Genomic DNA, 9065 nt, shown 5'->3' with positions numbered 1-9065 from the left:
GTTTTTCGTTGGAGCAAAATCATTCTTTGTCAGGTCCCATGTTTCATTGATGTTAACTGTTCCAGCCTTAAAGTCAACACAGTCCCATGTTAAACCAATCGCTTCTGAAAAGCGGACGCCAGTTGCTAGAGAGAAGAGTACGATATAAGGTGACACTTGCCTGGGAGAAAGACCTTTTACTATTTCTTGGGTTAACTTCAGTTGCTCATTCTCACTAAGATAGTTATTTCGTTCCTTTAAAGATTTTTCGTATCCACCGATAACAACATCGTCACCAGGGTTAAAGGATAGTATTCCAGACTTAACCGCTTTTTTCAAACAGGCTTTTACATGCACGTTAACTTTAGCAACTGTTTCCTTAGATCGCCTCTTACCAGTTTTTGGATCTTTTGCGTAATTGTTAATAAACTGTTGATATAAGTCTTCTGTAATCTCTGCAATGGACATTTTACCAAAAAAATTACGTGCTACGTCAATGGAGATGCGATAATTATTTTTTGTTTTATCGGAGATGAATGGCTTTTTGTAAAGTTTGTACCATTCCTCGAAGTAGTCAATAAAAATAATTTTTTCGGGATTTGTGTTCATGCCACGTGAAAATTTTTCCTCTACAACTGAAGCTGCTAATTGTGCTTCTTTTTTAGTGTCAAAACCGCCCTTAGTTTTATTACGATACTTACCATTAGCATCTTTGTATGACACACGATATTGCCATTTACTATTTCTTTTAGAAAAGCTAGCCATGTTGTTAATCCTCCTATTTTTTGCTAAAATAGGGTATAAGAAATACACCTACTTTAGGTTATTTTTTAACAAGCACGCCGTTATCTTACAGGATGAGGGGCGTGTTTTTATATATTAAATGCTTTTGTATTTTCCTCAATAGCCAATGTTTGTTTATATTCTGCAGCATACATCGTTCGTGCAAAGTCAGCTGTGGGGTCAACGTCTTCGACTAATTTTTCCAAAGAGTCAATATCAGTTCTGAAAAATTCTTTTCTGAAGTTGACTTTGTTGACTCTGCTATCAGAAAGGTTTTTATGAAGATTATTTTCCAAAGCGACAGCGTCGTCGCTAAAGATCATTGCGTGTACATCAAATCTGAAAGGCACTGAGGCACTTCCGAGCTCATCAACTCTTTGCTGCGGTTCTAAACGTCTTGTCATACCGATTTTAAAGATGTTAGAGCCAAAGGAACCTAAATTCGAAATAACATAGACGTATCCTGCCTTACCGAGAGCCAATCTAGTAACTTCTTCCTTTTTCTCCTCAACTGCGGCAAGTTGCTGTTCCAGTTCTTGAAGTCGATTTTTTAGTTGATTAATTTTGGTTTCATCAGTTTCTATTTCGAGCAAATCTTTATTTCTTTGCATTTCAGTGATGTATTTTGATTCTTCTTTATCGAGTTTTTTCCTCTCTGCTTCTAATGCTTTCCGTTCTTCAACTTCTTGCTTTATCCGTTCCTTGATAGCGATTTGTTCTTCTTTTTCTCGTTGGCGATAAATATAATACCTATATTCAATATCAACTAATTCCAAATAAAGTGGTTCTATTTCAGCTATAAATTTTGTTATTGTTGGTAGAATATTTTGATTCCCTTCGCTTGCAATGACAAGGTACTTGGTCATGATATCTTTTACTGATTGTTTTGTCACATCCAATTTTTCATAAGTGAGCTTATATAGTAATATTTCCATCTCCGCTTGTAGTCCGATAATCATCAAATGATAAATAGTTCTGTTGGCTTTTGTATTATAGCGAGACTCATATTCTTCCAATAATCTTTTTATTTCTTTTTTTGTAGCATTTGAAAGTTTTCTTAGTTCTCTGGAATTATCTGAGTGTAATGGCAGGGAAAGTATGGTGCCTAATATTGTATCTTCATCAAGTTCAAGCGAAAGTTGTTCAATTGTAGTATTAACACTATCAAAATTAATTGTGTGTGGAAATCTTTCATCAAAATTTTTCAATCCCAAAACTTGAGCTTTAAATTTTCTAGCTTGGTTAAGTCGACGATTAACTTCCTTTCTCAATTTTTCATTTTCTTCGGTTAAATCTTCATTTTCAATGGTATATTTTTTTAACGATTCAAGAAGAGCAGCTAAATTATTCTTTGCTTCTAGCTCAAAAGCTTCAGCTTCTTTTTTTGCTTGTTCTAAAATAATTTTTTTCTCACGTTCATTTTCAGCTCTTAAAACGCCCCTAATGTTTTCCATAGTTTGCTCTCTGTTGGATAAGTCACGTTCCAAATTTTTAATTTTATTTTGAATTTCAATAATATTGATTTCTAATCCCGAAATAACATTTCTTTTTTGTTCTAGAACAACATTCTGATTTTCAATTTCCTTTTTTAAATTTGCCAGCTCTTTAATCCTACTAAAAAAACCCATTAGAATCCCCCTTTATTCCATAGTTTCCTTTTTAATAATATTATTTTACAACTTTTCCCAAAACTTTAACTTGTTTTGGACTTAGCTCTCTATCGTCATAAACATCATTTAACGAACGAAGAAGAAAGTTGTTCCAAACAAATAAAAAAGCGACTGATAACACAGCCGCCCGAACTCGAATAAAATGCTATCCGAATATGACAATTCCATTATAGCATTTTTCGAGTTTTTAGTCTACGAAACGTTGATAAAACAAGGCTTTTAAAGAGCCTTTCTCGGCCTTGCATAAGGTATTAACGTTGTAACGAAACTAGAAAATGTTGTAGAGGACTAATAATTATGGCAATTAGGGAAAAGAGAATAGAGTGTGGGAAAAACTATCTGGAGATAGACCTAGTTCCAATTTTTAATAAAAGGGACCTACATGCTAAAGGCAGACGTCCTAAGAAAAGAAATATCTCAAGACCTGCACAGAAAAATCTTAATGATAAAAATAGTAAAAGGTATGCGGTACAGCTGGTTAATGGAAATTTTAAAGAGGGAGATTATTTTGTAAGATTTTCTTATAAAGATGAGTTTCTTCCGGATTCCCTAGAAGCAGCTGAAAAAGAAATCAGGAATGGTATCAGGCGAATAGAGTACCGAATCAAGAAACAAGGATTACCAAGTTTGAAATATTTTTTGGTAACAGAATACTCTGAACCAGATGATGAAAAAGGTGCTATTAGGATCCATCATCACTTAGTCATGAATAGTGGGTTAAGTAGAGATGATGTAGAAAATTGTTGGTTCAAAGGTCGAGGGAAAAACAGGCAGAGAATTGGCTACTGCAATGTTCAACGTCTGCAGTTCAATGAAAATGGGGTTGAGGGCATAACCAGATACATGCTAAAAGACCCGAAAGGCAAAAAAAGATGGTCATCTAGTAGGAATTTGATACGTCCGACCATTCAGCCGAACAATTACAAATACACCAACAGGCAGTTAGAAAAATACTTTCTCTCCAACGATATGGGAATGGAGATGTTTGAAAAGAAATATCCTAATCATTTTATCACGCAAATTACTGCAGTTCAGAATGAGATGACGGGAATTCATCTTTACTTAAAGCTTTGGAGAAAGTCGAAGGACAGTAGCAGTCTTTTTTCTTATCAGCCGAAAGTGAAGACGGAGTTCATCAGCCATGAAGAATGGCTGGAAAGACATATTTTCAAACGAGAGTATGCACTTTATCGCAGAGATGAATTGTTGGCAAGAGGGACAATTCGAGAGATAGCGGCAGAACGGGGAGTTAAACCCCAGACTATTTTTCATTATGGTACACCAGGATACAAAAGAAGAACAAATGGCAATGGTTTGAGATTGGAAAAAATATAGAAGGGGGATATCGGTGGATAAAAGGATTGTAAGAAGGAAGTTAGCTGAAGAGATGGCTTTGCATTATGTAATTAACGGTGATGTCGGTGAGTGTCAAGGTTGCAGTATATGCACCCGAATAATGAAACTCGGTGGAATTCTTGAGGGCAAGGCCTACAAGTATCTTGTGTTTAAAAATAAGAACTTAGTAGGGAAATTTCATTCAAAAAAAGAAATTGTCAAATTTTTGCGTGTTAGTACAAAGGATGTTGTTGGAAATATTCATAATAAAAGGATGTTAGGTTATAAGATCGTGTATGCAGACTGGTATTTAATAGAACTTGAGTTTAAAAAGGAATCGAAGAAAGACATTAAAGAGATGCTTAGACAAAATCCAGGAATTACTCCTTCAAAAATAGTTGACAGATTAGGTTTGAGTTATGAGTTTTCGAGAAGAATCCTCAATGAAATAAAACGAGATGAAGAGAGAAAAGAGAAATCAGCAAAACGGAGGTTGTATAAGCAAGAAATATGGGCGGATAAGATTTTTAATTAGTGTGTGTAATCGGCAAAAAATTAGGAGCGTGAAAAAATGGAATCAAACGAAAAAATTATTTTTTTGAAAGATAGAGTTGAATTTTTGGAAGCTTTGCTGGAATTGAATAGTAAAGCTCTCGAGAAAGCTATGCAGACTAATCGAGAGCTTATAAAATTTCTTATGAACCATTTTCCTCGATAAAATCTTGTGCTAGATCGGCATCGTAATCGGCAGCAATAAACTGGGAAGCCGATTTAATGAATTGTTTCATGTCACGTATATCTTTATCATCATGTCGACGGACGTAGTGAGTCTCATCATTACCAATCCATGTTGCAGCCTTAGCTAAAGATTGTAGCTTTGGAAATGCAGACAGATAATTGTCAATCACTTTTCCAAGGAACATAGGCTCAATTGTTTCTTTTTCGTCAGGATAGATTCTAATGGCATAATCTTTCACTAAAAATTCTAAGGATTTTCTATATCCAACACCAGCGATTTGATCTAGTTTTTCTTCTTCAGCTTTTGCAGCTTGAGTGTAAATTTCAACAAAAGAAGGAGAAACTTTGTCAATATTTTCTACTAAAGATATTTTTATTGGTGGTCTGTAGTCATAACGTTGTAATTTGTACGATTTATCATTTAATTTCTTATAATACCCAAGTCCAAAGTATTTACCGCATTCATCAGCAGTACACTGGACCAAAATCCCTAACCTATTAGGGGAAGCGGATCCGTTAAACTCAGAAACACCTTTAAACGCTTCAGGGGACATTGTTTTACCACAATGAGGACAAAAATTTGGAAGATTTAAGGCCGTAGTATAAGTTCCATCTCGAAATGTTACGGAAATATTTTTTAGCATATTTTCACCTCCTTTGAATTTGATTATATCAAAGGATCTTATGGAAAGAGTGGAAAATAATAAAAAACCGATAATTAACTATAACGAATCAAATATAGAAAAAGAAAATTAAGAATTAAAAATAATGGTCTAAACAGTGTTGATTACTATAACTAATCCGCATAAAAGATTTGAGGTGAGGAATTGAAGGCATTATCATTGTTCTCCGGAATCGGCGGGCTCGATCTGGCAGCGGAATGGGCAGGATTTAAAACAGTTGCTTTTTGCGAGTATGCCGAATTCCCGAGGCAAGTATTAAATAAGCATTGGCCGGATGTGCCAATTTTTAAAGATATCAAATTACTAAACAAAGAGTTGTTAGAGAGTGAGGGGATTGACACTGGAACAATTAAACTTATTCACGGCGGATTCCCTTGCCAACCTTACAGTTCAGTTGGGAAGCGCCAAGGCAAGGAGGATGACCGCGATCTCTGGCCGGAAATGTTTAGAGTTATCAAGGATCTCAGGGCCGATTGGATTGTTGGAGAAAATGTTGCTAACTTTGCCAATATGGAGCTCGACCGCACATTATCTGACCTGGAAAGCATCGGATACGAGGCAAGATCGTTTGTATTACCAGCTTCAGCCGTGGGGGCGAGTCACCAACGATCAAGAACTTTTATTGTGGCCCACGCCGTTGGCAAGCGATGCAGTAGCCTGGACATATACCAGGAAGAAAGATGTAGGTCATTCAGTGAGAATGATTATCCAATCAAGTCTGTCTCGATTCCTTTTGAAAGAATTTATGAGGTAAAAGACTGGTTAAGAGGCAGTGGGAAACTAATTACTCACAACGACCCTGACAAATATCGTGAGTGTATTGCAAGTTTTAATCAAAAAAATCAGTTTGAAAATGAATGGGGCGTGTTTTACACGTTTGATTTACTCTTTCGGAGTCAGCCTTTTCGCAGAAAGGTAAGGGAAACTGCTATTGATATAAATAAAGGGACAAACAGGTATTTTGACCATGGACAGGAGACAAGTCAACCCTACTTAGAAATAAATTCCCTTGGTGGAACGATAGATATTCAACTAAATGATATGGCACTAACTCTTTTGAACACTCAAAAGGGTTTTTTATTTGTAGATACCGAAAGAAAGTTAGCTGTCCAGAATGGTGTGTTGCTTTTTACTAAAGGAAATTGGTTGAAAGGAAAACCGGGGAACAATTCTTTGTTTATTAACCAATCAATAGGAACTGGCAAACTATATCCAAGGAGTGTGTGGCTATGATATACGATATTTATGCTTATCAAGAAATGCCAGTCGATTTGGATATTAATGGTGCAACGTTAACAGATTGGTTGGAGTTGCCTGAAATTCACAGGATTCTAAACAACAAATATCAGTTTTATGGTGTTTATAAGTTAGATGGTCTAAATGTCAATTACTTTGAAAAAGGAAATTTTGTAAAAGCCAAATGGATTGATGGAACGTATCAATTTTTTGAAATAAATACACCTGTGAAGAATTTAAATTCACTTTCGATTACCGGCAGGCATATCGCTTATATTGCGAACAGGAACTTTATTGAATATTCTTTCACTGCTAGAGGAGACGGGATTCAAATCATGTCTCATTTGCAAGAGAGTCTGGCTTTCCCTCAAAAGCATATTTTTATTTCTGATGTTGAAACTAAGCACCAATTTACAGCCAAGGAAGTTAAGCCGCTTGAAGCGATTATGGGTAGTAACAATGGTAGCCAGAATCTAGTGGGTGTGACAGATTCCGAATTAGATATGAACAACTGGGAGTTGAAACTGTCTAAAAGAATAGGTGAAGATAAAGGATTTAGAATTGATTTTGGACATAATTTGGAAAGTGTAGAAGAAACTATTGACTCGGATAGTGTCATTAATTCTTTATATCTTGTTGGAGGCACTCCGGAAAATGATTACGATGAAGAAAAAAATCCAATTGTTTTCAAATATTTAGAAGTTTCGGGAGTGACTGATGAGAATAGACGGATAGGGAAAAGGCAAAATTCTGAAATAGTAGATATAGAAGAATTAAAAAAGTGGGGGCAATCTTTATTTGATAAAGACCGTATTCATGAACCAAAAGTAACTCATGATGTGTCCATGGTAAGTTTAGAAAATTCGATCGAATACAAGGATGTCTATAAAAATCTAACTAAGTTAGGTTTCGGAGATACAGCTCATGTTTATGTGCCTAAGTTGGGTATTGATATACAGGAACGTTTGGTTGAATGTGTTTGGTATCCAACAATTCAAAAATATAAGAGCATGACACTTGGAAATGACTTGAATATGTACACGTATCAATCTCAAACGGAGACACAAGTTGTTAGAAACGAACTTTCTATCGCAAGAGAAGTGCTAGTTGAAAATGTTAAAAATGCCACAGCGTGGATTACTGGAAATAAAGAAGGATATGTTTTATTCCGGCCAGAAAAAGCTCCAAGAGAAATTTTAATCATGGATAATCCTGATGCTTCGAAAGCTAAAGAAGTTTGGCGTTGGAATTTAGGAGGATTGGGACACTCTAAAAATGGAATTGACGGTCCTTACGAGACGGCTATTACACAGGACGGAAGGATCGTTGCGGATTTTATCAAAGCAGGAATATTAAACGGTGTCCGTGTTCAAGCAGAGAATGTCAATTATCTGATCGATATGTATAATGGACAAATTGTATTTTATGATGTAGCTAACCCAAATGACAAAATAAGTCTTGGCCGATTAGCATCCACGATATCGGGAACAACCGGAAGAGTGAATGGGACGGCAATCATTCAGGAGCCTGGTTATATCTTTTCGTTAAATTCTCAATCAAAAACAAGCAGTAATTCGACTCCGATTGTTCAAATTCCAGCGGATTCTCATAGTAGCAACAGACTTTTAAACTTATATGGAAAAGTAAACTTGGAAGGAGAATTTTACATTAACGGCGTCAAAGTCACACCGGGAGGAACTGGTGGAGGCGATGGAGGTTGGAACGGACAGTATCCGGCAGAAATCATCACTCAAGCTGATAAATTTGCATGGCAGTTATGGCAGTATCTACTAAGTCAAGGATATAGCAAACAGGCCGCAGCCGGAATACTTGGGAATGCCAGCCGGGAAACAGGCGGAACCATGAATCCGGACACAGATCAAATTGGCGGTCCTGCTTATGGGATTGTCCAGTGGGATGGGTCAGCTTATCCATTAGTTGGCAGTCCAACATATAACGGTCGGGAATATGTTCAGCGGTTGATGAATGCAGCTGGGATCACAGACGACTATCGAACCATGACCGCTCAAGGGAAACTGATTGAATGGTCGATGTTTAATGGCCAGTGGATTGGTGCTGTTAGTCCAACGACAGTGGCGGGTTTTAAGGCTACAACGAGCGTTGAGAATGCTACGTTTGCCTTTTTGAAAAACTATGAACGTGCAGGCGTGGAAGAATTAGGTCAACGTGTTGCTGCAGCCAATGATTTTTATAATCGATTTAAAGACTTGAAACAACCGGGCGGTAAATACGCTTTGCCTGTATTGCAAGGTACACGAGTCACATCGTGGTTTGGTCCTCGAGGGGGTAAGATGCATAATGGCATTGATTTTGGTGGTGCAACAGGAGATCCGATTTTTGCTGCACAAGATGGAACTGTTTGGTTATCAGAATTTGACCCAGATATGGGAGAGTGGATTCTGATTAAACATGACGATGGCTATATGACAGGCTACGCACATAACAGCCAACGTTTAGTTGGTGTTGGTACCAAAGTATCTAAAGGTCAGCAAATCGCACGTATGGGGTCAACCGGCGACAGTACAGGACCACATCTTCACTTTAGTGTACAGACAGCCAAATGGAGCGGATATGTGGATCCGGCACCGTTTATCGGACTGACGCCACCATAGAAAGGATG

General features: G+C 37.0%; 7 protein-coding genes (1 of these 7 running past the window's edge). 4 read left to right on the top strand and 3 right to left on the bottom strand.

The window, feature by feature from the left end; all coding sequences use genetic code 11:
• Together AC4PHI_RS09825 and AC4PHI_RS09820 are read right to left on the bottom strand one after the other, a co-directional pair.
• Positions 1-744 carry the 5' portion of a site-specific integrase gene (locus AC4PHI_RS09825; RefSeq protein WP_492199732.1) on the bottom strand. Its footprint begins 411 nt before the window's first position, so only the first 744 of its 1155 coding nucleotides appear in the window; it begins with the start codon at positions 742-744; the stop codon falls past the left edge of the window.
• A 107-nt stretch (positions 745-851) separates the two neighbouring features.
• The gene (locus AC4PHI_RS09820; RefSeq protein ID WP_492199731.1) at positions 852-2390 is read right to left on the bottom strand and encodes a GIY-YIG nuclease family protein; all 1539 of its coding nucleotides are present in this window, start codon (positions 2388-2390) and stop codon (positions 852-854) included.
• A gap of 339 nt (positions 2391-2729) precedes the next feature.
• On the opposite strand from AC4PHI_RS09820, the gene AC4PHI_RS09815 reads away from it, so the two are divergent.
• Positions 2730-3767, top strand: coding sequence for a rolling circle replication-associated protein (locus AC4PHI_RS09815; RefSeq protein WP_492199730.1), 1038 nt, complete (start codon positions 2730-2732; stop codon positions 3765-3767).
• Between the two features lie 13 nt (positions 3768-3780).
• Positions 3781-4302, top strand: coding sequence for a hypothetical protein (locus AC4PHI_RS09810; protein ID WP_492199729.1), 522 nt, complete (start codon positions 3781-3783; stop codon positions 4300-4302).
• Between the two features lie 160 nt (positions 4303-4462).
• Here AC4PHI_RS09810 and AC4PHI_RS09805 read toward each other — a convergent pair whose 3' ends face one another.
• The gene (locus AC4PHI_RS09805; RefSeq protein WP_492199728.1) at positions 4463-5149 is read right to left on the bottom strand and encodes a DUF4145 domain-containing protein; all 687 of its coding nucleotides are present in this window, start codon (positions 5147-5149) and stop codon (positions 4463-4465) included.
• A 183-nt stretch (positions 5150-5332) separates the two neighbouring features.
• Between AC4PHI_RS09805 and AC4PHI_RS09800 the strand changes: the two genes are divergently transcribed.
• Complete coding sequence (locus AC4PHI_RS09800; protein ID WP_492199727.1) at positions 5333-6421, top strand: DNA cytosine methyltransferase; 1089 nt, start codon at positions 5333-5335, stop codon at positions 6419-6421.
• A complete protein-coding gene (locus AC4PHI_RS09795; protein WP_492199726.1) occupies positions 6418-9057 on the top strand; it encodes a phage tail tip lysozyme in 2640 nt (879 codons plus the stop codon). Before AC4PHI_RS09800 ends, AC4PHI_RS09795 begins: the two co-directional genes overlap by 4 nt.
• Positions 9058-9065 lie beyond the last annotated feature (8 nt).

Source organism: Vagococcus sp. QWL-13, assembly GCF_058683555.1.
The sequence above is the reverse complement of the archived record's forward strand: the minus strand, read 5'-3'. Positions and strand labels throughout refer to the sequence as shown.

Excerpts from the sequence above, each read along its gene's own strand:
- AC4PHI_RS09820 (WP_492199731.1), bottom strand. The coding sequence starts at position 2,390 with ATGGGTTTTTTTAGTAGGATTAAAGAGCTGGCAAATTTAAAAAAGGAA.
- AC4PHI_RS09805 (WP_492199728.1), bottom strand. The coding sequence starts at position 5,149 with ATGCTAAAAAATATTTCCGTAACATTTCGAGATGGAACTTATACTACG.
- AC4PHI_RS09815 (WP_492199730.1), top strand. The coding sequence starts at position 2,730 with ATGGCAATTAGGGAAAAGAGAATAGAGTGTGGGAAAAACTATCTGGAG.
- AC4PHI_RS09795 (WP_492199726.1), top strand. The coding sequence starts at position 6,418 with ATGATATACGATATTTATGCTTATCAAGAAATGCCAGTCGATTTGGAT.